Source organism: Myxococcus sp. CA033 (genome assembly GCF_013336625.1).
Taxonomy (GTDB): Bacteria; Myxococcota; Myxococcia; order Myxococcales; family Myxococcaceae; genus Myxococcus; species Myxococcus llanfairpwllgwyngyllgogerychwyrndrobwllllantysiliogogogochensis.
The window spans coordinates 1,357,013-1,381,358 of the sequence record NZ_JABUMU010000001.1; the positions used below are offsets into that span (position 1 = coordinate 1,357,013).

Annotated in this window: 18 protein-coding genes; 8 read left to right on the forward strand and 10 right to left on the reverse strand. The window is 69.3% G+C overall.

Going from position 1 to position 24,346, the window contains the following annotated elements:
* Window positions 1-44: 44 nt before the first annotated feature.
* Both HUA78_RS05315 and HUA78_RS05320 read left to right on the forward strand, forming a co-directional pair.
* Window positions 45-1,514: a hypothetical protein gene (locus HUA78_RS05315; RefSeq protein WP_174475771.1), complete on the forward strand. Its 1,470-nt coding sequence runs from the start codon at window positions 45-47 to the stop codon at window positions 1,512-1,514.
* A 24-nt stretch (window positions 1,515-1,538) separates the two neighbouring features.
* On the forward strand, window positions 1,539-3,107 hold the full coding sequence (locus HUA78_RS05320; RefSeq protein ID WP_141640717.1) for a beta-ketoacyl synthase N-terminal-like domain-containing protein: 1,569 nt from the start codon (window positions 1,539-1,541) through the stop codon (window positions 3,105-3,107).
* A 19-nt stretch (window positions 3,108-3,126) separates the two neighbouring features.
* Here the strand turns inward: HUA78_RS05320 and HUA78_RS05325 are convergent, their stop codons facing one another.
* Window positions 3,127-3,696 carry a hypothetical protein gene (locus tag HUA78_RS05325; RefSeq protein ID WP_174475772.1) on the reverse strand — a complete coding sequence of 190 codons (570 nt, stop codon included), beginning with the start codon at window positions 3,694-3,696 and terminating at the stop codon, window positions 3,127-3,129.
* A 77-nt stretch (window positions 3,697-3,773) separates the two neighbouring features.
* Entirely contained in the window at window positions 3,774-4,886 is a 1,113-nt protein-coding gene (locus tag HUA78_RS05330; RefSeq protein WP_141640719.1) for an RNA polymerase factor sigma-32, read from the reverse strand.
* Between the two features lie 68 nt (window positions 4,887-4,954).
* Between HUA78_RS05330 and HUA78_RS05335 the strand changes: the two genes are divergently transcribed.
* The gene (locus HUA78_RS05335; protein WP_174464408.1) at window positions 4,955-7,396 is read left to right on the forward strand and encodes a DEAD/DEAH box helicase; all 2,442 of its coding nucleotides are present in this window, start codon (window positions 4,955-4,957) and stop codon (window positions 7,394-7,396) included.
* Between the two features lie 118 nt (window positions 7,397-7,514).
* Here the strand turns inward: HUA78_RS05335 and HUA78_RS05340 are convergent, their stop codons facing one another.
* The gene (locus HUA78_RS05340) at window positions 7,515-8,012 is read right to left on the reverse strand and encodes a helix-turn-helix domain-containing protein (protein WP_174464409.1); all 498 of its coding nucleotides are present in this window, start codon (window positions 8,010-8,012) and stop codon (window positions 7,515-7,517) included.
* A 96-nt stretch (window positions 8,013-8,108) separates the two neighbouring features.
* Here HUA78_RS05340 and HUA78_RS05345 point away from each other — a divergent pair, with 96 nt between their 5' ends.
* The 4 genes from HUA78_RS05345 to HUA78_RS47430 all read left to right on the forward strand — a co-directional run bounded on the left by HUA78_RS05345 (window position 8,109) and on the right by HUA78_RS47430 (window position 17,390).
* A complete protein-coding gene (locus HUA78_RS05345) occupies window positions 8,109-9,338 on the forward strand; it encodes a Glu/Leu/Phe/Val dehydrogenase (protein WP_141640722.1) in 1,230 nt (409 codons plus the stop codon).
* Window positions 9,339-9,468: 130 nt separating this feature from the next.
* Window positions 9,469-10,686: a threonine ammonia-lyase gene (gene ilvA, locus HUA78_RS05350; RefSeq protein ID WP_174475773.1), complete on the forward strand. Its 1,218-nt coding sequence runs from the start codon at window positions 9,469-9,471 to the stop codon at window positions 10,684-10,686.
* A 45-nt stretch (window positions 10,687-10,731) separates the two neighbouring features.
* Window positions 10,732-12,165 carry a peptidase MA family metallohydrolase gene (locus HUA78_RS05355; protein WP_174464411.1) on the forward strand — a complete coding sequence of 478 codons (1,434 nt, stop codon included), beginning with the start codon at window positions 10,732-10,734 and terminating at the stop codon, window positions 12,163-12,165.
* 140 nt (window positions 12,166-12,305) lie between these two features.
* A complete protein-coding gene (locus HUA78_RS47430; RefSeq protein ID WP_305798515.1) occupies window positions 12,306-17,390 on the forward strand; it encodes a hypothetical protein in 5,085 nt (1,694 codons plus the stop codon).
* Between the two features lie 100 nt (window positions 17,391-17,490).
* Here the strand turns inward: HUA78_RS47430 and HUA78_RS05365 are convergent, their stop codons facing one another.
* Window positions 17,491-18,111: a YceI family protein gene (locus HUA78_RS05365; RefSeq protein ID WP_141640726.1), complete on the reverse strand. Its 621-nt coding sequence runs from the start codon at window positions 18,109-18,111 to the stop codon at window positions 17,491-17,493.
* Window positions 18,112-18,140: 29 nt separating this feature from the next.
* On the reverse strand, window positions 18,141-19,010 hold the full coding sequence (locus HUA78_RS05370; protein ID WP_174457508.1) for a dioxygenase: 870 nt from the start codon (window positions 19,008-19,010) through the stop codon (window positions 18,141-18,143).
* Window positions 19,011-19,153: 143 nt separating this feature from the next.
* Between HUA78_RS05370 and HUA78_RS05375 the strand changes: the two genes are divergently transcribed.
* Window positions 19,154-20,794 carry a sigma-54-dependent Fis family transcriptional regulator gene (locus HUA78_RS05375; RefSeq protein WP_141640728.1) on the forward strand — a complete coding sequence of 547 codons (1,641 nt, stop codon included), beginning with the start codon at window positions 19,154-19,156 and terminating at the stop codon, window positions 20,792-20,794.
* A gap of 18 nt (window positions 20,795-20,812) precedes the next feature.
* On the opposite strand, the gene HUA78_RS05380 is transcribed toward HUA78_RS05375, so the two are convergent.
* From HUA78_RS05380 to HUA78_RS05400, 5 genes are all read right to left on the reverse strand, one after another.
* On the reverse strand, window positions 20,813-21,553 hold the full coding sequence (locus HUA78_RS05380) for a DUF1751 domain-containing protein (protein ID WP_174475775.1): 741 nt from the start codon (window positions 21,551-21,553) through the stop codon (window positions 20,813-20,815).
* Window positions 21,554-21,695: 142 nt separating this feature from the next.
* Entirely contained in the window at window positions 21,696-21,896 is a 201-nt protein-coding gene (locus HUA78_RS05385; protein WP_141640730.1) for a hypothetical protein, read from the reverse strand.
* Window positions 21,897-22,115: 219 nt separating this feature from the next.
* A complete protein-coding gene (locus HUA78_RS05390; RefSeq protein WP_141640758.1) occupies window positions 22,116-22,331 on the reverse strand; it encodes a hypothetical protein in 216 nt (71 codons plus the stop codon).
* A 32-nt stretch (window positions 22,332-22,363) separates the two neighbouring features.
* The gene (locus HUA78_RS05395) at window positions 22,364-23,560 is read right to left on the reverse strand and encodes an acetyl-CoA C-acetyltransferase (protein ID WP_174475776.1); all 1,197 of its coding nucleotides are present in this window, start codon (window positions 23,558-23,560) and stop codon (window positions 22,364-22,366) included.
* A 65-nt stretch (window positions 23,561-23,625) separates the two neighbouring features.
* Window positions 23,626-24,273, reverse strand: coding sequence for a hypothetical protein (locus HUA78_RS05400; protein WP_174475777.1), 648 nt, complete (start codon window positions 24,271-24,273; stop codon window positions 23,626-23,628).
* Window positions 24,274-24,346 lie beyond the last annotated feature (73 nt).

The following is a 24,346-nucleotide window of genomic DNA, read 5'->3' on the forward strand; positions in this document are numbered from 1 at the left end:
GTACATTCCGCCGCCTTTCCCCCCGGAAAACCCCCGAAGGATTGATGGGCCAGGTCAGGCGCAAGGAGTCGGAGAAGAAGCAGGAGTCCCCCTCGGAGCCCGCCCCCCGGCAGGAGCCCACCGCGAGCACCGCGTGGGTGAAGCCGGAAGGGATGTCGCGCCGGGGCTGGGCCGTGCTCGCCGCGCTGGTCCTCGTCATCCAGTTTCCCCTCATCCACTACGCCCTGTTCCGCGGAAACGCGGATGTGACGGCGACAGTGCCCTACACCCAGGACTTCGCGGACCCGGGCGTGGTGAAGCGGGACTTCTTCTCCGTGGGTGGCTACTGGCGGGTGATTCAGGGCGAGCTCCTGGCACCGGGCGTGAAGAACAACCCGCTGTGGCTCCAGGCGCCGCTGCCGGACGACGTGGCCATCGAGTTCGACGTGCGCTCGGAGCTGCCCGAGGGTGACATCCGGGTGGAGGTCTTCGGCAACGGCGTGGACCCCAGCTCCGGGTACGTCCTGGTGCAGGGCGGGTTCAACAACTCGATGTCCGTGCTGGCCCGGCTGGACATGGGCGCGCCCAACATCGACGCGCTCAAGCGCCGCGCGGCGCGCAAGGCCGGAGCGCAGGGTGACAAGGCGGACGACGGCGCGAAGACGGACGCCGCGGACATCGCCTCCGTGTTCAAGGACGACACCCGCGTCCGCGTGGAAGCGCGCGGCACGCCGGTGCAGGCCGGCCGCACGTACCACTGGCGCATCGAGCGCCGAGGCACGCTCCTCCGCTGGAGCATCGACGGAGAAGCCTTCCTGGAGTTCGATGACCCGCGTCCCCTCAAGGGCAAGGGCCATGACCGCCTGGGCCTGTCCGGCTTCGAGTCGCAGATTTTCTACGACAACCTGCGCGTGGACTCGCCGGACCGGATGCCCGCCCGCGTCGCGCCCCCCGCGCCGGTGATTCCTCCGGGCCCGTACGCGGACGACTTCAACCGCGACACGCTGGGAGACGCGTGGAACGTCACCAACCCCTCCGCCACGAAGCTGGTGGACGGCGCGCTGGTGGTGGAGATGGTCCACAACCGCCCCGTGTGGCTCAAGCGGCCCATCCCCCGCGACGCGACGATTGAGTTCGACGCGTGGACGGACAGCCCGGACGGCGACATCAAGATCGAGGCGTGGGGTGACGGTCGCTCCTTCTACGCCGGAGACCTGCGCCTGCAGTACACGGCGACGGGCTACGTGTTCATCTTCGGCGGCTGGCGCAACACGCAGTCGGCCATCGCCCGACGCAGCGAGCACACGCCAGACCGGGTGACGCGCGACGGGGCCTCCGTGGTGCCCGGCAAGCGCCACCACTTCAAGCTGACCCGACGCGCAGGCACCCTCTCCTGGGAGCTGGACGGGCAGCCGTTCCTCACCCTCCAGGACCCCTCGCCCCTGGAAGGGACGCGCAATCAGTACTTCGGCTTCTCCGGCTGGAAGAGCCGGGTCCACTTCGACAATCTGAAGATCGAGCCGCTCGCCCCCTGAGTAGCGGCCAAGGAAAGTCACACCGTGCGCAGAGTTGGCATCTTCGGCTGGGGCGTCGTCGCCCCCCGGTCCAGGAACATCGAGGCGTTCGAGAGGAACCTCACGTCCTCCGAAAGCTGGCTGTCCCCTTTCAACGGCTTCGGGCCGGACAACTTCCTCGTCGGCACGCCGGAGTTCGAGCTGGCCGACTACAAGCCCTGGATTGACGAGCGCTTCCCGGCCAACCGCTTCTCGCAGCTGGAGCGGAAGATGGGGCAGCCGACGCAGTTCGCCATCGGCGCGTTCATCCAGTCGCTGTCGCAGAACCCCGGCCTGGAGCAGGAGCTGCAGGCCCTGGGGCCCCGCGCGCACGTCTACGTGGGCACGGGTCTGGGCGACCTGCCCACCATCCAGTCCATCTCGTTGGACTTGTACCGCGCCCAGCGCCGGTGGGACCGATTCTGGTCCGCGCCGGAGCGCAACGCGGTGATGCGCAAGTGGCTGGAGACGCGCGAGCCTTTGGCGGGCCTGCCGCCGGAGCCGTCGTCGGTGGAAGAAGGCATCCGCGACGAGGCCGAGGACGCGTGGTGGCACTTCTGGACGGCCCAGTCCACGGAGCTGCGCGAGTACCTGGCGGAGCTGCGCGACATCGAGGCCATCGGCGTGCCGGACGGCGCCGACGTGGAGTCCGCGAAGCTTGCCGTCATCAAGGAGAAGCGCACCCGCAACGCCCGGCTGCAGAAGAAGTGGAGCGCGCCGGAGCCGCCCTGGAACGCCGTCTCCTCCAACGTGCTGTGGAACATCCACAACACGCCCGCCTCGCAGATTTCGATGCTGGGTCAAATCACCGGCATGACGTTCGCTCCCGTCGCCGCGTGCTCGTCCTTCGGCTATGGCCTGAAGCTGGCCATGAACTCGCTCCAGTTGGGCGAGGCGAAGGCCGTGGTCATGGGCATGACGGACGCGGCGCCCAACCCGCTCGTCGTGGGCGGCTTCTACAACGCCCGCGTCATCTCCGCCGACGCCGCCATCTCCAAGCCCCTCACCGCGCTGCGCGGCACGCACATCGCGGGAGGCGCGGTGGTCTGGGTGCTGGGCGACTACGACTACTTCACGTCCAAGGGCTTCAAGCCGCTGGGCATGGAGCCCGTCTCCGTGGGCGTCACCGCGGACGCGGACCACATCATCACCCCGTCCAAGGAAGGCCCCACCCTGGCCATCCGCGAGGCGCTGGCCGCCGCGGGCTGCTCGGCCGACGACGTGGGGAGCTGGGACTTGCACGCCACCGCCACCCCGGGTGACTACCTGGAGGTGCAGAACCTGCGGGACGTGCTGCCCGCGTCGGTGCTCATCACCGCGCGCAAGGGCACGTTCGGCCACGGCATGTCCGCGGGCGGCGGCTGGGAGCTGACGGCGCAGTACCTGGGCTACGGGCGCGGGCAGGTGTTCCCCACGCCGCTGAAGCCCAAGGAACTCAACCAGCAGATTTCCCGCGTCCACGGCCGCTTCGTGTTCGACGAGGCCGTCGCGGCGCCCGCCGGCTGCGCGGGCAAGCTGTCCATGGGCGTGGGCGGCATCAACGCCTGCGTCATCTCCCGGCCCTGGAAGAAGTGACGTCACGCCGCCGCGCGGCTCAGGGGTGGGCGCTCACCGCGTCCGCCTCCAGCTTCGCGGCCGACGCCGGGTCGATTCGCTGGAGCAACATCAGCTCCAGCTCCAAGTCGCGCGCGTAGTTCTGCTGGGTGGGCAGCACGCCGCTGGTGGTGGAGTCGAGGCGGGCCTGGGCCTGCTCCTCCTGGGCGCGCTGCGAGCCGCCGGTGGCGATTCGCTGGTCCACGTTGCCCACGCCAATGGACTGGGCCACCCGGTTGCCCCGCATCACCCGGAGGATGGCGCCCCCGGAATTGAGCGTGAGGCCCTCGACGAGGAAGCGCGAGGAGGAGGTGGGCCCCAGGGTGCCGCCGCCAGAGTCGCGCCACTCCGTCTCCAGCACGAAGCGGCCCGGCATCTCCTTCCACGAGTAGCCCTGCTCCTTGAGCAGCGCCTTCACGTCGGGCCAGAAGTCCGGCAGCGGCCGTCGGTAGACATGGTCCGCCGCCTTGTCGCGCAGGTAGTTCTGCCGAAGCGAGCCAGCACAACCCACAAGCGTCAGCAACGCGGCGACGACGAGACACACGCCCGAGGCGCGGAAGATGCGGCCCATGGAGAACCCCCAGGAGGAAGCGGTGACGACAGCGGGCAGCATAGCGCTCCCCGCCCTCGCCGCGCGCTCCCGCCCCCTCAGGCCTTGGGCGACGCCACCAGGTCGAAGTCGGGGATGTGTTCACGCATGAACTCGCGCATCCGCTGGATGAGCGCCGCCTCTATCTGCCGCGCGCGCTCCCGGCTGACGCCGTACTTGTCGCCGATGTCCTGGAGCGTCAGCGGCTCGTCGGAGGTGAGGCGGTTCTCGAAGATGAAGCGCTCCTTGCCCTCCAGCGTGCGGGAGAACTCGGCGAGCTTCTCGCGAAACAGGGCCTTGAGCTGCTCGGCGCCCAGTCGCTCGTCGGCGGGGATGGCGCCCGACGGCAGGTAGCGGTCGGCGCGGGTGCCTCGGGAGCCCTCGTCGTCCCCGCCCAGCGGCGCGTCGATGGACAGCTCGTCGTGGCCGAGCCGCTGGTCCATCTCCACCACGTCCTGCTCGGTGACGTTGAGCCGCTCCGCCAACAGCTTGGGGCTGGCCTCGAAGCCCTGGGCGACGAGCTTGTCCTGCTCCTGGCGCAGCTTGAAGAAGAGCTTCCGCTGGGCCTCCGTCGTCCCCAGCTTCACCATCTTCCAGTTGTCCATGATGTAGCGAAGGATGTACGCCCGAATCCACCAGGCCGCGTAGCTGCTCAGCTTCACGCCCCGCTCCGGGTCGTACTTCTTCACCGCCTGCATCAACCCGATGTTCCCCTCCTGGACCAGGTCCAACAGGGAAAGCGGGTTGCGGTGGTACTCGTGGGCCAGCTTCACCACGAGCCGCAGGTTGGAGGCCACCAGCCGGTAGGCGGTGCGCACATCGCCCGTGTCGCGGTAGTGGCGCGACAGCTCCAGCTCCTCCTCGCGCGTCAGCAGGGGGTGGCGCTGCACCTCCGTCATGTAGGCCTGGAGGGGGTCCCGGTTGGAGAGCGCTGATTCGCTCGACTTGACGAGGGCCCGGGAGGGCACGGGCCTGACCACCTCCACCTCGGGCTCCGCGTCAACCAGCTCGGCCACGTCCGGCTCCAAGGAATCCGGGTCCGACGCTGTCTGGGCCCCTGGCTCCTCCACCTCCGCCTCGACGACCTCCGCCTGGGCGGGCGCGCTGCCCGCCGCCCGCTTCGCTCGGGGCCGGGAAGTCGTTCCTTTGGTTCTTTTCCCTCCACTCGCCATGGGCGCTCCATACCCCAAAGTGCCGCGATTGTTGCCAGAGGGTAATGCAGGAGCTATGCCCCTGCTTGATGAGCGACATCCAAGAGCCCACCGCGCCGGGCAGCCCGGCCACCGAAGAAGCCCCGACCCGTCCCGCCGAATACATCGCGGACATCGGCTTCGACGAAATGAACCTGTCAGAGCCCCTCCGCCGCGCGCTGGCGGAGCGCGGCTACACCCATCCCACCCCTGTCCAGGCCCGGGCGTTCCGGCCGGTGATGGAGGGCAAGGACCTGATTGTCCGCAGCAAGACTGGCACTGGTAAGACGGCCGCGTTCGGCCTGCCGTTGCTGGAGAAGATTCCCGCGGACGAGAAGCGCGTGCGCGCCCTCATCCTCTGCCCCACGCGCGAGTTGGCGATGCAGGTGGCGGACGAGCTGCGGTCCCTGGGCAAGAACAAGGGCGTGAAGGTGGCGGCCATCTACGGCGGCGCCTCCATGAAGCAGCAGGAGGACGCGTTCGAGGAGGGCACGCCCATCATCGTCGGCACGCCGGGCCGGGTGTTCGACCACATCAACCGGGGCAACCTGAAGCTGGACGGTTGCGACCACGCGGTGCTGGACGAAGCCGACGAGATGCTCAACCAGGGCTTCTACGAGGAAGTCACCCGCATCCTCGACCGTCTTCCGAAGGCGCGTCAGGTGCTGCTCTTCAGCGCCACCGTCCCCACGGACATCCAGAACCTCATCGCCCGGTACACGACGAACGCGGAGACGCTGCTGTTGTCCGGCGACGTCTTCACGGTGGAGCACATCCACCACGTCCGCTACGACGTGTCGGACGCCTTCCCCAAGCCGCGCAACCTCATCTACATCCTGGAGAAGGAGGAGCCGCCCAACGCCATCATCTTCTGCAACACGCGGGATGACACGGCGCTGGTGACCGCGGTGCTCAACCGCAACGGCTTCGATGCGGAGCTGCTCAACGGAGACCTGCCGCAGAAGGAGCGCGAGCGGGTGATGGGCAAGGTGAAGCGCGGCGAGGTCGCCTTCATGGTCGCCACGGACATCGCGGCGCGCGGCATCGACATCTCCGGCCTCGAGTACGTCATCAACTACTCGCTGCCCGAGGACCCGGCCGTGTACCTGCACCGCGTCGGCCGCACCGGCCGCATCGGCAACAAGGGCACCGCCATCAACCTCTTCTCCGGGCGCGAGCTGGCGACGTACACCGTGCTGGAGAAGAAGTACGGCATCAAGTTCGAGAAGCAGGAGATGCCCGCGCCCGAGGAGGCGATGCGTCTGTGGACGGAGCGCCACGTGCGCGAAATCCAGGAGGCCTCCGGCTCCTCCATCTTCGAGGGCTTCCTGCCCCTGGCCGCGCAGCTGAAGAACAAGCCGAACGCGGACGACCTGGTCGCCTTCCTGCTCAAGTACTTCTTCAGCCACCTGCGCATGGAGAAGGCCCAGGCCGCCCAGGAGACCGAGCGCCGCGAGCCTGCCCCCGAGCGCAAGAGCGAGAGCCGGAGCGAGGGCCGTGGACGCGGCGGGCGCGACGACAAGCGCGAGCGCGGCGGTGAGCGTCGCGAGCGCGAGGAGCGGCGTGAGCGGGGCGAGAAGCCCATGGCCCGCCCGGAGCACCCGGACCGCGAGCGCCGTCCGCGTCGTGACGAGCCCCGTCGGGAGAGAGACCCGGGCGCGAGCCGAGGCGCCGCGGCGCTGGAGGCGGGCCCTGGCGAGGTGAAGCTGTGGGTCAACCTGGGAACGGCGGACGGCCTGGGGCCGGGCAGCATCGCCACGGCCCTGGAAGACGCCGGCGCGCCGCTGGGGAAGATGGTGCGCGCCGAGCTGCGCCCCACCTTCGCGTACGTCTTCGTCGCGGAGGACGACTCCCCGGGGTTCGAGACGCTCAACGGCAAGCAGCACGGCACCAAGACGCTGCGCGTGGAGAAGAGCAAGCCGCGCACCGAGCGCGAGCCCGGCACCCGTCCGCCCCCGTCTCCTGACGCGGGCCCCGGCGAGGTGAAGCTGTGGACCAACCTGGGCATGGATGACGGCATGGACGAGGCGAAGCTGCCCGCCGCGCTGGAGGCCGCGGGCGCGCCCGCCGGCAAGGTGCTCAAGGCGCTGCTGCGCCCCACCTACGGCTACGCCTACGTGGCCGAGGCGGACGCTCCGGCCTTCGAGGCGCTCAACGGCAAGCTGCACGGCGACAAGCCGCTGAAGCTGGAGCGGCACCGCCCGCGCGGCTCGCGCGAGGAGCGGCGTCCGCGTCACGAGGCGCTGCCGGACCTGCCGGGCCAGGTGCGCCTGTGGGTGGGCCTGGGCAGGCAGGACGGGCTGGATGAGGCGGGCGTCACCGCCGCGCTCGAGGCCGCGGGCGCTCCGGCCGGCAAGGTCGCGCGGATGGACCTGCGCCCGACCTACGCGTACGTCTTCGTCGCGGATGAGGACGCCGCCGGGTTCGAGACCACGCACGGCAAGCAGCACGGTGAGCGCACGCTGAAGGTCGAGCGCGCTCGCAAGAAGTAATCCGGTGCTCTCCCCGGGAGGCACGTGCTTCCCGGGGCCGCCGCGAGCCAGGACTCGGAGCAGGCGTCTTGCTGGCCTGGGCGCTTCCGAGATGACTCGGGGATGCGCCCCTCTCGGGTCAGGCGCCTTCCTGCTCCGCGGCCTTCCTGCGTCGGGCCCGGTGGTAGTGGGCGGTGCACAGGCCTCGGGCCAGCACGGGCCGCTCGCACTCGGGCTCCTCGCAGCGCGCGGGCTCGGGCCCGGTGGGCCGCGACGGCATGGGGCCCGCGCTGAACATCACCTCCGCCACTTCCAGCAGCCGGTCCACGTCCTGTCGCGACAGCCGACGGGCCCGGGCGAAGCCCTCCAGCCGGTGGGCTCCCGCGTCGTCCACGTCATCCAGCCGGAGCAGCTCCCACAAGGGCAGCTCCAGCGCGACGGCCACCTGAAGGAGCGTCTCGTAGCTGGGGCCTCGTTCTCCGCGCTCCAGCAGTGACGCGAAGGACACGGAGATGCCACACCGGGCGGCGAAGTCTTCCTGGGTGAGGCCGCGTCGCTCTCGCAGCGCGCGAATCCGCCGGGCCAGGCCCTGCAGGTGTCCGTTCACCGTGGAAGCATCCGGAGGGCCGGGAGACATGGCAGTTTCCTATGGTAGCGCACCCCTTCTGTTAAGGTCTTTCGCGCGGGGCGGGACCGGTTGGACCCACCGCAGCCACCAGGAGCACTGCGAAACATGAGCGCCGTCGAGGGTACCAACTACTTCTTCCGCAAGGCCGCGCGGATCATGGACGTGGGCACCCCCATCGAAACGCTGCTCGCCACGCCGCTGCGCGAGGTGAAGGTCCAGGTCTCCATCGAGATGGACTCCGGCGAGATTCGCACCTTCCTGGGCTACCGGATTCAGCACGACAACAGCCGGGGCCCCATGAAGGGTGGCCTGCGCTACCACCCCGGCCTGGACCAGGACGAGTCCGCGTCGCTCGCGTCGCTGATGACGTGGAAGACGGCCGTCGTGAATGTGCCCTACGGCGGCGCCAAGGGCGGCATCGCCTGCGACCCCTCCCAGCTGAGCCTCAAGGAGCTGGAGCGGCTGACGCGCAAGTTCGTCGACCAGATTCAGGACGTCATCGGCCCCACGCGTGACATCCCCGCCCCCGACGTCAACACCAACCCCCAGGTGATGGCGTGGATCATGGACCAGTACTCGCGCTACCACGGCCACTCGCCCGCCGTCGTCACGGGCAAGCCGCTGGAGCTCTACGGCTCCAAGGGCCGCGAGGCGGCCACCGGGCGCGGCCTGTTGTACGTGTGCCGCGAAATCCTCAGGGACCTGGGCCTGCCGGTGAAGGGCACGCGCTTCGCGATTCAGGGCTTTGGCAACGTGGGCAGCCACACCGCGCAGCTGTTGTGGGAAGACGGCGGCGTGGTGGTCGCCGTGTCGGACGTGCTGGGCGGCGTGCGCAACCCGCAGGGCCTGGACGTCCCCTCCCTTTTCGAGCACGTCAAGCGCACCGGCACCGTGACGGGCTTCGGTGGCGGCACGGCGTGTAGCAACGAGGACGTGCTCGGGGCGGACTGCGAGGTCCTCATCCCGGCGGCGCTCGGCCACGTGCTCACCCGCGACAACGCGAACGCGGTGCGCGCGCGCCTCATCATCGAGGGCGCCAACGGCCCCACCCAGCCGGAAGCGGACGAAATCTTCGAGAAGCGCGGCATCTTCGTGGTGCCGGACGTGCTCGCCAGCTCCGGTGGCGTCACGGTGAGCTACTTCGAGTGGGTGCAGAACCTCCAGCACCTGTCCTGGGAAGAGGACCGCGTCAACGCGGAGCTGGAGAAGACGATGAAGGAGGCCTACGAGCGCGTGGCGCAGATTGCCCGCTCGCGAAAGGTCTCCATGCGGACGGCGGCCTACATCCTCGCCATCGGCCGGGTGGGCAAGGCCACCGTGCTGCGCGGCATCTGACGCGCGCGGGCGTGCCCGTCCGTCCTCCCGCCGGGCGAGCCTGCCGCATCGCGGCAACCCGGGAGGGCGGGCACTCCGGTGCCGACTGTCCCTTCCGCCCGGGGCGCGCTTCCGCTACACGCGCACGCTCATGGTCACCCTCCAGGACATCCTCGCCGCGCGGGAGCGTCTGCGCGACGCCATCCGCCCCACGCCCTGCCCCGCCTCGGACTACTTCACCGAGCGGACGGAGTGCGCGGCGGTGTACTTCAAGCTGGAGAACCTCCAGCGCACGGGCGCCTTCAAGGAGCGCGGCGCGCTCAACAAGCTGCTGACGCTGACGCCGGAGGAGCGAAAGCGCGGAGTCATCGCCGCGTCGGCCGGCAACCACGCGCAGGGGGTCGCCTACCACGCGCGTCGGCTGGGGGTGAAGGCCACCATCGTCATGCCGGAGCGCACGCCGCTCATCAAGGTGTCGCGCACGCGGGATGAGTACGGCGCGCGCGTGGTGCTCAAGGGCTCCAACTACGACGAGGCCTACGCGGAGGCGCTGCGAATCCAGCAGGAGGAAGGGCTCGTCTTCGTGCACCCCTTCAACGACGCGCATGTCATCGCGGGCCAGGGGACGCTGGGGCTGGAGCTCTTGGAGCAGTGGCCTGACGTGGAGGTGGTGCTGGTGCCCATTGGCGGAGGCGGGCTCATCTCCGGCGTGGCGTGCGCGCTGAAGGAGAGCAAGCCGGGCGTCATCGTGGTGGGAGTGCAGACGTCCACCATCGACAGCATGAAGGCGTCGATTGAAGCCGGGAAGCTGGTGGAGCTGCCCGCCGCGGGGACCACCATCGCGGATGGCATCGCCGTGAAGAGGGTGGGCGAGCTCACCTTCCCCATGGTGCGCAAGTACGTGGACGCGGTGGTGTCGGTGGACGAGGAGGAGATCGCCGCCGCCATCCTCACGCTGCTGGAGCAGGAGAAGAGCGTGGTGGAGGGCGCGGGCGCGGTGGGCGTGGCGGCGGTGCTCAATGGCCGCGTCCCCCAGGCCAAGGGCAAGCGCACCGCCATCATCCTGAGCGGCGGCAACATCGACATGAACGTCATCAGCCGCATCATCGAGCGCGGACTGGTGAAGGCCGGACGCCTGGTCCAGCTCGAGGTGCGGCTGCCGGACAGGCCTGGGATGCTCGCGCGGCTGACCTCGCGCATCGCCGACCTGAGGGCCAACGTGGTGGACCTCCACCACGAGCGCGCCTTCTCGAAGGCGGGGCTGGGCGAGGCCATGGTGGAGGTGACGCTGGAGACGACGGGTCCGGCCCACATCCGCGAGCTGGAGCAAGCCCTGGAGGAGCTGGGCTGGCAGGTGGCCCGCAAGTAGCTGGGGTCTTGCGCGCACGCGGCGGGGCTCGGCCATACTGGGGACATGCGTTTCCTGTTCGTCGCGCTCCTGCTCGCCACCACGCCGCAAACGCCCGCCCAGAAGGCGAAAGAACTCTCCGGACAGAAGTCCTGGGAGGAGCTGTACCTGGCCTTCGCGTCAGGGGATGCGAAGGCGGTTCCGGCGGAGCAGCGGGCCACGGTCTCCGGCGCGCTGGTCAAGGGCTGCCAGGCGCTGATGAAGGACGACACGGTGATGGCGTACTCGATGGGAGAGCGCGCCATCCTGTACGAGGAGTCCGCGCCGGCCATCCGCTGCCTGGCGAGCGCCGCGCGCAAGACGGAGCAGCGGGCAGCGGCCGAGTCCGCCCTGGTGAAGGGCGTGACGCTCTTCCCCAAGGACGGGAGCTTCCCGCTGGAGCTCGGCAAGCTGCTGCTGGAGGAGCAGGACTTCGTGGGCGCCCAGGCGGCGTTCGAGAAGGTGCCTCCCCGCGCGAAGGAGTCGGCCGAGGCCAAACGACTGCTCCAGAAAGCCCGCCAGCAGACACTTCAGGAAGACGCGGCCCGGTCCGAGGCCACGCGCATCTCCCGGCGCCTTGGAAGCTCCGCCCCTCAGCCCGGGCAGGCACGTCCCGCGAGCGCGATGGGGGGCGAGGAGGCCTCCGTCGTGTCACTCGAGACGCGGCCGGGGATGACCCTCCGGGGGCCCAAGCTCGGCTTCGAGTCCGGGGTGGACGCCAGGGGCATGCGGGTGCGTTCCAACAGCCGGTTCGTCATCAGCTACTTCAACAATGATCGCGACTTCGGCCAACGTGCTGACTACGAGGGGCACATCGTCGAGATTCTCAGCGATGCCTACCACTTCACCCGAGGCGTCCTGGGCGAGGCACGCGAGACCCCCGTGTCCGTCGTGCTCTACACCGGCCAGGAGTTCGCGACGGCCTTCGGTCCGCGCGTGGCGAGGGTCGTGGCTGGGAAGTATTTCGAGAACGCCATCGCCATCAACAACGCCAAGGAGCTGACGAAGGAGACCAAGGCCACGATCATCCACGAGTACGTCCATGCCACGGTCGCCGACATCTGCGGAGGGGGCGACGGCGACATGGTCCGCCTTCCCCTCTGGTACAACGAGGGGCTTTCCATGTTCGTGGAGTGGAAGTACCTGGACGTCCCGGGCCCCGACCTGGAGATGGTGGATCAGATGCGGACGGTGCTCGCCGACCCAACCCTGTCCCTCATCAGCGTCAAGCAGATGATGAAGGTCTCCCCGATCAACACCCCCAGCGCGACCATGGCGTATGCCATCTCCGGAATGGCGGTCCAGGAGCTGATGCGCCGGGAGGGCGCCCACCGCCTGCTGACCCTCACCCGGGATGTGTGCAAGCGGCAGGTGCCCTTCGAGGCGGCGCTGAAGACCCACTACGGAATGACCCTGGAAGACCTCGATTCGGAGATCGAGAAGATCGTCCGGCAGAGGTAGCGGCCGGGCAAGCTTGGTCCATTTGGTTTACCCCTCCCCGGGAGTCTCCTACACTCGCAGCCCCCCCATTTGCGCTGCGACGGTAACCGGGCAGTCCGCCGTCCGCAGCAAGGTGACGGATGTCGGACACGCGTGCAGCAATGAGAGAATTTCGCTTCCTCGACGAGAAGCGGAAGCTGGGCAGCCTGTCTCCCGTGGAGGAGGCGCGCTGGGGAGAGCTGCGTGGCCTCCTCGGCATCCAGGACACCCCCGCGTCCGACGCCTCCACCTGGCAGCAGCAGGAGGCGGCGCCCCAGGGCTACTACGCCGCTGATGGCCAGTGGTACGCCTACCCCGCTGGCTACGAGCAGCAGCCCCAGGGCTACTACGCCGCTGATGGCCAGTGGTACGCCTACCCCGCTGGCTACGAGCAGCAGCCCCAGGGCTACTACGGCGCCGACGGCCAGTGGTACGCCTACCCCGCCCAGGGCTACGACCCGAACCAGGGTTACGATCCGAATCAGGGTTACGCGCAGCCGGGCTACGACCCGAACCAGGCCTACGACCCGAATCAGGCCTACGCGCAGCAGCAGGGTTACGATCCGAATCAGGCCTACGCGCAGCAGGGCTACGATCCGAATCAGGCCTACGCGCAGCAGCAAGGCTACGACCCGAATCAGGGTTACGCACAGCAGGGCTACGACCCGAACCAGGGTTACGCGCAGCAGCAGGGTTACGATCCGAATCAGGCCTACGCGCAGCAGCAGGGGCATGATCCGAACCAGGGCTGGCCCGCCGCCGAGCCGCATGAGGCCCAGGCCACCGACCCCGCGCAGCAGTCCTACTACGCGGGCTACGAGCAGCCGGCCCAGGCCCCCTACACGCCTCCCGCCCCGGAGCCGGAGAACCTGGCCCTCAGCGCGGACGACATCGACATCCCCGCCCTGAGTGAGCCGGCCCCGTGGATGGCCCCGAGTCCCACGCCCCCTGCTGGTGCGCCGACCGTGGCCACGTCCGACGCCTCGTCGTTCGAGGACGTGCTGGAGGTCTCGGAAACGGATGTGCCCACCACGGACGCATTCGAGGACGCCACCGACGACCTCGAGAGCGGACAGCCGCCGCTGAGCCACCAGGACGTCGCGCCGAGCGAGGCATCACAGCTGGCCGCGGAAGAGGACTTCGGAGAGCTCGACACGCAGGTGGAGCGGGCCGCTCCGCGACGTGAGCCGGAGACCTCGCTCGAGTCGTCCTTCGCCGACCTCTCCCTGGAGGTCGAATCGGCCGAGGAGCCCTCGACGTCCACGCTCCTCGCGGCACAGCCTTCCGAGGAAACGACGCTCACCGCCTCCGAGTCCGAGGTGGAGGTTCCCTCCTCGGAGGTCGAACTGCTCGACGCGACAGCGGACAGCGAGCCGATGCTGGCCGAGGAACAGGCCCCTTCGTCCCTCGACGAAGCCTGGGCCTCCGCGCCCCTGGCCGTGGACCCGATGGAGTCGTCCGCGACGGACCTCGCCGACGCCAATGACGTCATCGACGTCGGGGCGATGGAGAACGCCGAACCCATGTCGCTCGACTCGAGCGATGTGACGGAGGAGCTTTCGGCGAGCGACGCTGCCGCGCACGACGCGGGAGCTGACCTGGACTTCGCCGCCCAGGACACGGGCATCTTGAGCGACTCGGCCTACGAGTCGTCCGAGGACCCTGGCGTGGGCGAGTCCACCTTCGCGCCGCGGGATGCTGGCACCGAGGATTCCACGGCAGCGGCTCACGATGCCGCTGGCGCGGAGATTTCGCTCGATGCGTCCGACATGCTCGAGCCCGCTTCGGCGGAAGAGTTCGCGGCATCGGCTCCGGAGTCGCATGCCGGGGAGCTGTCTCTCGACGCGACTTCAAGCAGCTGGGACGCCTCGCCGTCGGTAGAGAGCGCACAGGGAGACTCCGACGTCGCCACTTCGCCCGCCGTCGAGGAGATTGCGCTCGATGGCGGTGATGTGAGCACCGAAGGAGCGTCCGAGGACTTCCTCTCCGCCGAGCCGGTGAGCACCGAGGAAGTGAGCGCCACACCCTTCGAGGAGACGGCAGCTCAGGGTGAGCCCCCTACCTTCGAGGTGGGGGACCTTGGCGTGGAGGCGGAAGCCTCGTCTGCCGTGGAGTCGCCCTTCAGCACGGACACGGTGCCTTCACTGGAGCTTCGCGCTGTGCAGGTCGGGCCCGATCTCCAGGCCGACACCATCGCGGTCGACACCGACGCGGCGACCGACTTCACGGGGACAGCGGCGTCGCTCAGTGCTGCGGCTTCGCAGGATGGATTCGACCTGAGCGGCAATCCCGAGGAGGCCGTGCCTCTCGCGAGCGCTGGCGAGTTCCTTGAGCCTGGGCAGTTCTCGACTTCGGATGAGCGAGGACTGGACCTTCCGGCCGACGCTTCCGGCGAGGGCGAATGGGGCACGCAGTCAGGTGACCTGGAGCCCCTGGCGAGCAGCGCGAGCCTCGCTTCGGAGCATGTCGGAGCAACGGAAGAGGGCGCGCCCATCGAGCTGCAACCCGAGTGGGTGTCCTCAGACGCGTCCACGGGGGACTCCGCCACGGCGAGTTCCGAGGGCATCGAACTCCAATCCGAGTGGGCTGCCGCATCCACCGAGGCCGAGCAAGGCCATGCCGAGCAGGCATGGGCAGCGCCGACGGAACTCGCGCCCGAGGCCGCTCAGTCGGAGTGGTCGACGACCGAGGCACAGCCCGAGTGGGCCGCGACGGAGGAACTCCCCGCCGACGCGGTCCAGACCGAGTGGTCCGCCACCACCGGCGACGCAGCCACCGCCACCACTCAGCCTGAGTGGGCCGCGACGGAAGAACTCCCCGCCGACGCAGTCCAGGCCGAATGGGCCACCACGGACGCAACCGGCACTCCTGCTCCGCAGCCCGAGTGGGCCGCGACCGAGGAACTCCCCGCCGACGCAGTCCAGACCGAGTGGGCCACCACGGACGCAACCGGCACTCCCGCTCCGCAGCCCGAGTGGGCCGCGACGGAAGAACTCCCCGCCGACGCGGTCCAGACCGAGTGGGCCACCTCCCCTGACGAAGCCGCCCCTGCTCAGCCCGAATGGGCCGCCACGGAAGAACTCCCCGCCGACGCTGTCCAGACTGAGTGGGCCACCTCCCCTGGCGAAGCCGCCCCTGCTCAGCCCAAATGGGCCGCCACGGAAGAACTCCCCGCCGACGCTGTCCAGGCCGAGTGGGCCACTGCTTCTGGCGAAGCCGCCCCTGCTCAGCCTGAGTGGGCCGCGACGGAAGAACTCCCCGCCGACGCTGTCCAGACCGAGTGGTCCGCAGCCACTGGCGACGCAGCGGTTGCCACCGCGCAGCCCGAGTGGGCCGCCACGACGGAAGAGATTGCGCCCGAAGCGGTGCAGACCGAGTGGACCACCTCCACGGGCGAAGCACCCACCGCCACCGCTCAGCCCGAGTGGGCCGCCACGGAAGAACTCCCCGCCGACGCGGTCCAGACCGAATGGTCCGCGTCCACGGGTGACACCGCCACCGCCACCGCGCAGCCCGAATGGGCCGCGATGGAGGAGCTTGCCCCCGACGCTGTTCAAGCAGAGTGGGCCGCGGAGTCCACGGGCGAGCCGGTTGCCACGGCCCAGCCTGAGTGGGCGGCCACGGCCGAAGAGCTCGCACCCGACGCCGTCCAGGCCGAATGGGCCACGACGGAGACTCCGGGAGAGCACGCCGCCTCGACGGAAGCACAAGCCGAGTGGGCCGCGACGGAGGAACTCCCCGCCGACGCCGTCCAGACCGACTGGTCTGCATCCACGAGCGAGGTAGTCACCGCCACCGCTCAGTCTGAGTGGGCCACCACGGAAGAACTCCCCGCCGACGCGGTCCAGGCTGAGTGGGCCACCACGGACGCAGCCGGCACTCCCGCGTCGCAGTCCGAGTGGGCCTCCACGGAAGAACTCCCCGCCGACGCTGTCCAGACCGACTGGTCCGCCACCACGGGCGACGCAGCCACCGCCACCGCTCAGCCCGAGTGGGCCACCCCAGAGGAACTCCCCGCCGACGCGGTCCAGGCCGAGTGGTCTGGAACCCCGGAGGAAGTGGCCCCCGCGCAGTCCGAGTGGTCCGCGCCCGGCACGCAACCCTCGTCCGCCTGGAACACGGCCGAAGCCGCTCCCGTCGAACTCCAACCCGAGTGGGTCTCAGCGGAGCCCGAGCCCACCGCCGAGTGGTCCGAGCAGCAGCCCGTCCCCCAGTCCGAGTGGAGCGGCTCTCCCGACTCCGCCACTCCGACCTCGACGTGGAGCAGTGAGCCCACAGCCCACGAAGGCCACTACGCCGAGGCCACCGCCCAACAGACCGAGTGGAGCAACGCGTCCGTCGACGTGGAGCCCATGGTCGAGCTGTCCTCCGAGGACGCGCTCCCCACCGAGCAGGTCCAAACCGAAGACGCCTCCTGGTCCGAGGAGTCCCCTCCCCCGGCCACCACGCCTTGGCAGGCCCAGGAAGCGCATCCGTTCGGCGCCCCGGTGAACGACTTCTCCTCCACCGAGTCCGGCCTCGACACGCCGCCTGTGCCCCTCGAAGAGGAGGAGGTCCCCGTCGAACTCGAGCAGGACCTCGCCGAAATCGAACTGGTGGAAGAGGCCGTCGAGCCTCCCGAGGCCACGCCTCCACTCGCCGCCACCGCCGTGGCCGCGGCGGCGCTGAGCTCCGCGCTCAGAAGCCCCGCACCGGCCCAGCCGAATCCCTACATGGCCAGCCCGCTCCCCACCGCGCGGGCCTCCGCGTCCCTGGCCGAGCGCACGCAGACACTCGCCGCCTCACGGGAGCCGCTCTTCGCGGTCACCCCGCCGATGCACACCGAGCCCATCACCTCGTTCATCGAAGGTGAGCATCGCGTCATCATCCACACCGTCGAAGGACAGGTGAAGCGCGGCACCATCCGCGACGCGGACCTGCTCGACGAGGTCATCTCCCTGGAGCAGCAGAGCGGCTACGCGCCGGAGCAGATTCCCGGCAAGCGCGTGAAGGCCATCTTCTTCATGCTCGCCGCGGGCGCGCGTCAGCCCCAGGCCGAGGGCCAGAAGATTCGCGTCACCTTCAACGACGGACGCCAGGTCGCCGGCTTCTCGCAGGACTTCAAGGGAACGACGCCCGGCTTCTTCGTCGTCCCCGCGGACCAGCGCACCAACACCGCCCGCATCTTCATCTACCGCTCCAGCGTGCAGGCCGTCGCCGAGGGCTGAGCGCCACACGGCAGGCACGCGGCACACCCTGAAACGACAGAGGGGCCCCCACCACCGTGGGAGCCCCTCTTTCATTCAGCGTCGATGAACGAAGCGACGACTACTTCTTCGCCGGGGCAGGAGCCGCGGCGTCCGCCTTCTTCGTCAGAGCCAGGTCCAGGTTCACGGTGACTTCCTCACCGACCGCCACGCCGCCCGTCTCCAGCGCCTGGTTGTAGGTCAGGCCGAAGTCCTTGCGGTTCAGCTTCGTGGTGGCCTCCACGCCCGTGCGGGTGTTGCCCCAGGGGTCCTTCGACTCCTTCGTCGGGCCCGTGACGTCCAGGACGACGGGCTTGGTGACGCCGTGCATGGTCAGGTTGCCGGTGACCTTCAGCTTGCCCTCGCCCGCCTTCTCCACCTTCGTGGACTTGAAGGTGATGGTCGGGAACTTCGCCGTGTCAAAGAAGTCCGGCGCCTTCAGGTGCTCATCGCGCTTGGCGTTGTTCGTGTTGATGGTCGTCGCGTCGATGGTGGCCTCGACGGTGGACTTGGTGATGTCCTTGTCGTCCAGGTTGATGGTGCCCTTCACGTTGCCGAAGGAGCCCTTCACGTTCGTCACCATCATGTGCTTCACGGAGAACTCGGCGCCGGAGTGGGCCGTGTCAACGTCCCACGTGGAAGCCAGGGCGAGGGACGGCAGGGCCACCAGCAGGGCAATCGCGCTCTTCAGGGTCGTCTTCATAGGGGTGTGCTCCTCGATGAACTACGGGTTCAGGCGCGCAGCGCGAAGCTGCGCATGGACAAGGTTCCGTGATGGAAGCCCTCGAAAACTGAAGTGAGACGGTCTTCGGGGAGGGCCGCTCCGAGGACGAAGTACAGCGGCAACAAATGCTCGGCTCTCGGATGCGCGAGCTTCGCATTCGGTGCATCCAACCATGACTGGAGGCCCACGAAATCCCGCGCCTCCAGCTTCTGCGCCACCCAGGTGTCGAAGGACTGCGCCCACGGCTCCGGGGACGCATCCTTCTGATGGAAATTCACACGGCGCAGGTTGTGGACGATGCCACCACTTCCCATCAACAGCACGCCTTCGGCGCGCAGCGGCCGCAAGGCCTCGCCCATCTTCGCCACGTCCGCCGCGCTCGCGCCCAGCGGCATCGACACCTGCACCACCGGCAACGTTGCCTGTGGAAACGTATGAAGCAGCGGTACCCACGCACCGTGGTCCAGGCCGCGCTCCGTATCCGCGACGGCCTTCAGCCCCGCCGCGCCCAATCGGGCCACCACGTCGGAGGCCACGTCCGGTGCGCCCGGCGCCGCGTACCGCAGCCGGTACAGCGCCTCCGGAAAGCCGGAGAAGTCATAGACGAGCGGAGGCTTCGCGCTCGCGGTGACGCGCACCTCGCCCGGCGTCTCCCAGTGCGCGGACACCACGACGACGGCCCGCGCCGTCGCCACGCCGTCGCCAAAGGTCTTCAGCGCGCGCGGATACGCATCCGCGTCCAGCGCCACCATGGGCGAGCCGTGCGACACGAAGAGCGCGGCAGCCCGTCCGCCCTTCGAGCCAGCGCCCAGGACGCCCGCCACGCCGGCCGCCGCCGCGCCCTGCAAGACCTCCCGCCTGTCCAGTCCGTCTCCCATGATGGGGGCCTTCTACTGCAACCCCAGGACCAGGGCCCAGCTCATTCCAACCCCTTGAAATAACGACTTCTCAACATCCTTGCGTGCGCGGAGCCTCTCAAAACGATAGAGAGAGACATCACTTTGGAAGGGAGCGGGACACCGTGGCGGGGCCATTCGACGCGTTGGAGCTGGGGGAGCTGCTGTCCTTCGAGCCAGGGGGCGGACTCATCCACTTCGCGGGGCAGCGGGTGCTCCTCATGGACCCGGTGGCGCTGGGGCTGTTGCGCAAGGAGCTGGTGGAGCTGATGGGGGTGACGGCCGCGCGCGGCATCTTCACGCGGCTGGGCTACGCGCACGGCTGGCGCACCGCGGAGGCGATGAAGGGCGCGGTGCCGTGGAAGGACGAGTCGCTGTGGCGCCGCGCGGGCGGACGGCTGCACACGCTGCAAGGGCAGGTGCGGGTGGAGCGCGTGGAGCGCAAGCCCGAGGAGGGCCCGGAGCCCTTCGCCGAGGCGCAGTGGCGCGACTCGTATGAAGCCGAGCAGCACCTGCTGCACCTGGGCCGCGCGGACCACCCGGTGTGCTGGAGCCTCACCGGCTTCGCGTCCGGCTACATGAGCTACGTCAACGGGCGGGAAATCTACTGCACGGAGGTGCGCTGCGTGGGCCAGGGGGACGCGGCGTGCCACATCGTCGGCCGTCCTTCCGAGGAGTGGAGCACCGAGTGCAAGGAGGTGCTGCGCTTCTATGAAACGCAGTGCATGGAGGGCGTGCTGGGCCAGGTGACGGACGCGCTGAAGCAGGCCGAGCGCAAGCTGCGCGCGAAGCGGCAGTCGCTGGCGCGCGCGGGCGTGACGGAGGACCCGGCGGGCATGGTGGCGCGCGCGGAGGCCATGCTGCGCGTCATCAACCTGGGGCGCCGCGCGGCGAAGGTGGACTCCACGGTGCTCGTCACCGGAGAGAGCGGCGTGGGCAAGGAGCGCATCGCCCGCCTCATCCACGACGAGTCCACGCGCGCGCACAAGGCCTTCATCGCCGTCAACTGCGCGGCCGTCACGGAGAGCCTGCTGGAGAGCGAGCTGTTCGGCCATGCGCGCGGCGCCTTCACCGGCGCGACGAACGACAGGCCCGGACTCTTCGAGGCCGCGCACGGCGGCACCCTCTTCCTGGACGAGGTGGGCGAGGTGCCGGCCTCCATGCAGGCCAAGCTTTTGCGCGCGCTCCAGGAGAAGGAAGTCCGGCGCGTGGGCGAGAACACCAGCCGCAAGGTGGACGTGCGCGTGGTGGCCGCCACCAACCGCGACTTGAGCGAGGAGGTGCGCACGGGCCGCTTCCGCCAGGACCTCTACTACCGCCTGCGCGTCATCGAGCTGCGCATCCCTCCGCTGCGTGAGCGGCGCGAGGACATCCTGCCCCTGGCCCGGCTGCTGCTCGCCGAGGCCGCGGAGCGCCTGGGCCGCAAGGTGTCCGGACTCGCGCCCGACGCGGCGGACCAGCTCCTGCGCTACGACTGGCCGGGCAACGTGCGCGAGCTGGGCAACGCGCTGGAGCGCGCGGTGGCCCTGTGCGAGGGCAGCCGCGTGGAGCGCGATGACCTGCCCGAGGAAGTGCGCGCCGCGCCGCCCAGCCTCATCCCCGCCGGCAACCCGCGCCGGCTCGAGGACATGGAGAAGGACTACATCCTCGCGGTGCTGGCGCAGAACGCGGGCAACCGGGCGCGCACCGCCGAGCAGCTCGACATCGGCGTGGCCACGCTCTACCGGAAGCTCAAGCAGTACGGCCACCCGGAGGCGGCCCACTGAGGCACGGCACGACGGGGGTCAGTTGAGGAACTGATCCCGGTCCGGCCGGTCCTTGTCCTTGGGCACCACGTTCAGGTGCTTGGACCTGCCTCGCAGCTGACGCTGCAGACGCCAGTGCTGGAAGTGCAGCATGAACCGCTTGGGGCTGGCGCCGCGCACGTAGGCGAACACCAGCACCATCGCGATGACGTGCGGCAGCTGGCTGGCCAGGCCCGCCGTGAGGATGCGCAGCACGACGAAGCCCGCGCCAATGCCGGCGAACGCGTTGCCCGACAGCGGGATGCCCCAGAAGTTCGTCTGCCCCCGGCCCATCGACAGGCCGTAGGCGACCCAGAGCACCGTGCCCATCACCCAGCCGCCCTGGTACCCCATGGGCAGCGGCATGAAGAGGCCCACCACGCCGAGCACGTAGCCCGCGAGCGCCGTGCAGCCCACCGCCACCATGAGCAGCCGCTTCGAGCCCCAGGAGCTCTCCAGCGAGCCGCCGATGCTCCACAGCAGCAACGCTCCGAAGAGGATGCTGATGGGCTCGCTCTCGATGAAGCCGTAGGTGAGCGGCTGCCAGAGGAAGAGGTTGCCGAAGACGGTGTTGGGCGACAGCAGCAGCAACACGCCCTGCGTGGCCCCCTGGTAGCGCAGCAGCAGGTACAGAACGGACCCCGCGACCAACCCCACCGCCAGCTTGGACGACATGGACTCCAGACCGGGCAGACCCCAGCCTCCGCCACCCCTGCCGCCGAAGCTGCGCATCGGTCGCATTCAATCCTCCACTACGGGCTCAACAGCCGACCAAAGGTGGTGGAACCCTCTCCGCTTCGCAACCCCAAACGACGAAGGGCGCCCCACCCGGTCCCGGGAGAGCGCCCTCGCACATCGACTCCGCGCGTTGCTGGCCGACGAGTCAGGCCTTCGCGCGGTAGAAAATCGTGATGGTCAGACAGTGGAACTCCTTGTCCGAGGACTGGGTCACCACCTTGTCCACCACGTCGACGTTGTTCAAATTCTCCTTGAGCCACTTGGTGATGTTCTCACCCATGTTCTCGCGATCACGCGCGAGCGTGGTGGAGAACACCTTGACTCCCGTGAAGCTCGTAACGCCCATTCCGACCCTCGTCTCAAGTCTCAAGCTGAGATTCTGGACGTTTACCCCGAGACGATTCCGCTATCAAGAAACGGGCCCGATTTACCGGCCTCGGGCGAATCCGGGCCACCCAGGCCCGGCCCCACGTCCAGGGGCACATCTCCCACAGTCGCGCAGCCGACACCGGCGCTTTGCGGGCCAGGAGCCTCGCGCGTCCACTGACGCGAGGCCCCAGGAAATTCACCGCCCCGCGGCGGCCCTGCGGCTCTGGCAGGAGACCTCGTCCTTGCAGGCCGGGCCAATGCCTTCCGGGTGGGCGGTGAGCGGCGTCTTGTCGCTCTCCTCCACGCCGCACACCACGCACTTGCGCTTGCGGTTGCGGCGCTCCGCGCGGCGCTGCTCGGCGATGGCCTTGGCCCGCTCACGGGCCGTCTTCGCGTCCACCTCGTTGCTCATCTCGCGTCCCGGTTGGAAGTCGTGTGCAGGCATCAGAGCGCCTCGACCAGCACCGCGATGCCCTGGCCGCCGCCAATGCAGGCGGAGCCGATACCATAGCGTCCACCACGGCGCTTGAGCTCATAGACAAGCGTGGTGGTGATGCGCGCGCCAGAAGCGCCCAGCGGGTGCCCCACGGCGATGGCGCCGCCATTGACGTTGGTCTGCTCGCGCGGCAGGCCCAGCTCCTTCTCCACCGCCAGGTACTGCGGCGCGAAGGCCTCGTTCACCTCGAACAGGTCCACGTCGGCGAGCTTCGCCTGCGCGCGCTCCAGCAACTGGCGGATGGCGGGCGCGGGACCGATACCCATCACCTTGGGGTCACACCCGGACACGCCCCAGTTCACCAGCCGGGCGATGGGCTTCAGGCCATGCTTCTCCACGAAGCTCCGCGTGGCCATCACCATGCTGCCCGCGCCGTCGCAGATGCCGCTGGCGGCGCCCGCGTGCACCACGCCGTCCTTCTTGAAGACCTTGGGCAGCTTGCGCAGCCCCTCCACCGTCGTCTCCGGACGGTTGTGCTCGTCCCTGGCGAAGACGGTGTCGCCCTTCTTGCCCTTGAGCGTCACGGGCGCGATTTCGTCCTGGAAGCGGCCCGCCTCCTGCGCGGCGGCGAAGCGCTTCTGGGTGAGCACCGCGTACTCGTCCACCTGATCCTGCGTGAGCGAGTAGTCCATCGCGAGCTGCTCGGCCGTCATGGCCATGGGCTGGCCGGTGTAGCTGTCCGTCAGCGCCGTCCAGAGCATGTCCTCCAGGTTGCCCTTGCCCAGGGGCAGGCCCCAGCGCGCGCCCCGGATGACGTGGGGCGCCTGGCTCATGGACTCGGTGCCACCGGCGAGCACGCAGCTCGCCTGCTCGGTGAGCATCAGCTCCGCGGCGGTGGTGAAGGCCTGGAAGCCGGAGCCACACAGCCGGTTGACGCCCAGCGCGGGCACGGCGATGGGAACGCCCGTGCGCAGGCCCACGTGGCGGGGCAGATAGATGGCATCCGCGCTCGTCTGCACCACGTTGCCGTACACGACGTGCTGCACGAGCTCCGGGGACACCTTCGCCTGGGCGAAGGCGGCCTTCGCCGATTCCACGGCGAGGTCGGTGGCGCTGAGGTCCTTCAGGCTGCCGCCATAGGTCCCGAACGGGGTGCGCTTGCCGGAAAGAAAGAAGATTTCCTCGGTCTTGGACACGCTCTTCATGGTGCTCGTCTACCTACTCTCAAGGGGCGCGCGGTGCACGCGCGCAGTGACGGGGTGGCGGGGATTCAGGACGCGCGCCGCCCCAGGAAGGCGCTGGCGACGATGGCAAGCGCCATCACCGTCCACAACAGCCCTTGCAGGTTCTGCCGACGTATCTCCTTCCGGCCGAGCCCGCGGTACCAGGAACGCCCGGCCTCCACCCGACCTTCCCAGGAGAAGTCCCCGGCGGGCGTGACGCCCTCCATGCGGCGCAGGTGGGCGCGCAGCAGGCGCTCGGGCGAAGCGTCCGCCAGTGAACCGCTCCGGTACACCCCGGGGACGTCCAGGGCGGGGCGGCGATAACCGGCGGTGATGACGAAGCCTTCCGGCGCCAGGGGGGTGAGGAAGTAGAGCCGGGGCTCGCCGTCCGGGGTCTGGTAGATGGTGGCGAAGACCCGCTCGATGGGGTGGGCCCAGTCGTAGGAGAGCGTGGCCTTCCGCAGGCGGGGCTTCTCCTCGTGACTGCCGAGCGCCACGAAGCCCAGGCCCTGGAGCTGGATGGCCAGTTGGGCCAGCTCCAAGGGGATGTCCATCTGGTCGGCCGGGGCCTCCGGCTCCACGCGGACGCTGTGGGGGAACAGGAAGAGGATGGCGCGCCAGAAGTTGAGCGCCAGCAGGACGATGGCGAGCACGAGGCCAGCGACGACGATGCCCAGCTCGGCGAGAACGTTCATGCGGTGAGCACCTGGGAACGTGGCGGGCGACCAGCGGCCCATCCACCCGGGGCACCCTAGCGGAAACCGGCGC

Bases quoted from the DNA above. Each gene is read 5' to 3' on its own strand.
- HUA78_RS05315 (WP_174475771.1), top strand. From the start codon at position 45: ATGGGCCAGGTCAGGCGCAAGGAGTCGGAGAAGAAGCAGGAGTCCCCC.
- HUA78_RS05325 (WP_174475772.1), bottom strand. From the start codon at position 3,696: ATGGGCCGCATCTTCCGCGCCTCGGGCGTGTGTCTCGTCGTCGCCGCG.
- HUA78_RS05330 (WP_141640719.1), bottom strand. From the start codon at position 4,886: ATGGCGAGTGGAGGGAAAAGAACCAAAGGAACGACTTCCCGGCCCCGA.
- HUA78_RS05335 (WP_174464408.1), top strand. From the start codon at position 4,955: ATGAGCGACATCCAAGAGCCCACCGCGCCGGGCAGCCCGGCCACCGAA.
- HUA78_RS05340 (WP_174464409.1), bottom strand. From the start codon at position 8,012: ATGTCTCCCGGCCCTCCGGATGCTTCCACGGTGAACGGACACCTGCAG.
- HUA78_RS05345 (WP_141640722.1), top strand. From the start codon at position 8,109: ATGAGCGCCGTCGAGGGTACCAACTACTTCTTCCGCAAGGCCGCGCGG.
- ilvA (WP_174475773.1), top strand. From the start codon at position 9,469: ATGGTCACCCTCCAGGACATCCTCGCCGCGCGGGAGCGTCTGCGCGAC.
- HUA78_RS05355 (WP_174464411.1), top strand. From the start codon at position 10,732: ATGCGTTTCCTGTTCGTCGCGCTCCTGCTCGCCACCACGCCGCAAACG.
- HUA78_RS47430 (WP_305798515.1), top strand. From the start codon at position 12,306: ATGAGAGAATTTCGCTTCCTCGACGAGAAGCGGAAGCTGGGCAGCCTG.
- HUA78_RS05365 (WP_141640726.1), bottom strand. From the start codon at position 18,111: ATGAAGACGACCCTGAAGAGCGCGATTGCCCTGCTGGTGGCCCTGCCG.
- HUA78_RS05370 (WP_174457508.1), bottom strand. From the start codon at position 19,010: ATGGGAGACGGACTGGACAGGCGGGAGGTCTTGCAGGGCGCGGCGGCG.
- HUA78_RS05380 (WP_174475775.1), bottom strand. From the start codon at position 21,553: ATGCGACCGATGCGCAGCTTCGGCGGCAGGGGTGGCGGAGGCTGGGGT.
- HUA78_RS05385 (WP_141640730.1), bottom strand. From the start codon at position 21,896: ATGGGCGTTACGAGCTTCACGGGAGTCAAGGTGTTCTCCACCACGCTC.
- HUA78_RS05390 (WP_141640758.1), bottom strand. From the start codon at position 22,331: ATGAGCAACGAGGTGGACGCGAAGACGGCCCGTGAGCGGGCCAAGGCC.
- HUA78_RS05395 (WP_174475776.1), bottom strand. From the start codon at position 23,560: ATGAAGAGCGTGTCCAAGACCGAGGAAATCTTCTTTCTTTCCGGCAAG.
- HUA78_RS05400 (WP_174475777.1), bottom strand. From the start codon at position 24,273: ATGAACGTTCTCGCCGAGCTGGGCATCGTCGTCGCTGGCCTCGTGCTC.